The organism is Streptomyces sp. NPDC057654, from assembly GCF_042800135.1.
Classification (GTDB): Bacteria; Actinomycetota; Actinomycetes; order Streptomycetales; family Streptomycetaceae; genus Streptomyces.
The window spans coordinates 1-1,522 of the sequence record NZ_JBHVHQ010001329.1 but is presented as its reverse complement, the minus strand read 5'-3'; the positions used below and the strand labels follow the sequence as shown (position 1 = coordinate 1,522).

The following is a 1,522-nucleotide window of genomic DNA, read 5'->3' as shown; positions in this document are numbered from 1 at the left end:
CAGCGGCGCAGGGAGCCGCGCCGGGTGGAGCCGCGGGCTCGGCCGGGTCGGCGGCTGTGCCGGGCGGAGTCGCCGGCTCGGTGGGGCCGGTCAGCCTCAACTCCGCCACGGCCGCGCAGTTGGACACCCTCCCCGGAGTCGGCCCGGTGCTGGCCCAGCGCATCCTCGACTACCGCTCCCAGCACGGTGGTTTCGCCTCCGTCGACGACCTCCGCCGCGTCAACGGCATCGGCGCCCGCCGGTTCGCCGACCTCCGCCCGATGGTCCAGCCATGACCGTCGCCCGCCTCGCGGTCCACGCCGCCGCACGCTCCCCGCACGGAGCCGCCGACCCCCGTCAGGAGGGCCCACCCGACCTGCGCCTCGTTCTTCCCGCCCTCGCGACGTGGGCAGCCGCGGCCCTCGCGCTGACCGCTCCCGGCACCTCGGTAGCCGTGGCCTGCGGGAGCGCTGCCCTGGTGGCCGTCGTGCTGCTGCTGGCCGGGCTCAGGGCTCCAACTCGGCCCGGGCGGGCGCCCAGCGTCACAGTGGCGGTCGCGATGGTGCTGCTCTGCGCCGCCGTTGGCGCGGGGGCGGCCGCGCTGCAAGCGGCGGATGTTCGGCGGGGGCCGTTGCCGGAGGCGGCTCGCGCGTACGGGGAGGGGGTGGTGGAGGTGACGGTCACCGGGGACCCGCGGGTCATCCGGCCGCGGGTGCGTGGGGCGGCGATGGCCGCGCCGGGTGTCGTGTTCGAGGGGGAGGCGGGGCGGGTGACGACAGTGAGCGGGGGTGCGACGGTGACGAGGACGCCGGTGCTGGTCATCGTGCAACAGCAGCCCCACGCGAAGGCCGCCCGTGCCGCGGCCCGGCCGTCCGCCGAGTGGCTGAGCCTGCTGCCGTCCACGCGGGTCCGCGTGCGGGGGCGGTTGGCGCCGCCGTCGCACGCGGGTGAGCGGATCGCCGCCGTGGTACGCGTCAGGGGCGGCGGGCCGCCGCGGGTGACCGGGCCGCCGACGGCCGCACAGCGCGTGGCGGGGCGGCTGCGTGCGGGGCTGCGCGAGGCTACGGACGGGCTCGGGCCGGATGCCCGCGCCCTGTTGCCGGGACTGGTGGTGGGTGACACGGCCCGCGTGCCGCCCGAGCTCGACGCGGCGTTCCGGGCCACGGATCTGACGCATCTGCTCGCCGTGTCCGGCAGCAACCTGACGATCATCCTCGTGCTGCTGATCGGCCCGGCGCACCTGGCCGTGCGCGCGGAGCGGCGTGGCCTGGCGGCACGGCTGGGGGTGCCGCTGCGGGCCACGGCGTGGCTGGGCGGCGGGCTGACGCTCGCGTTCGTCGTCGTGTGCCGCCCGGAACCCAGCGTCCTCCGGGCCGCGGCCTGCGGCCTCGTCACGCTGCTCGCGATCGGCACCGGACGCCGCCGCACGCTCCTGCCCGCCCTGGCCGGGGCCGTGTTGCTGCTGGTGTTCTACGACCCGTGGCTCGCGCGCAGTTATGGGTTTCTGCTGTCCGTGCTCGCGACCGCGGCCCTTCTGCTCATC

2 protein-coding genes are annotated in these 1,522 nt (G+C 77.3%); both read left to right on the top strand.

Annotated elements, in window-relative coordinates:
- Positions 1 to 275: ComEA family DNA-binding protein (locus ACFU99_RS43320; protein WP_384404209.1), on the top strand; the 275-nt coding region annotated here is incomplete at its 5' end.
- A partial coding sequence (locus ACFU99_RS43315) for a ComEC/Rec2 family competence protein (RefSeq protein WP_384404206.1) occupies positions 272 to 1,522 on the top strand: 1,251 nt, incomplete at its 3' end. The genes ACFU99_RS43320 and ACFU99_RS43315, both read left to right, overlap by 4 nt.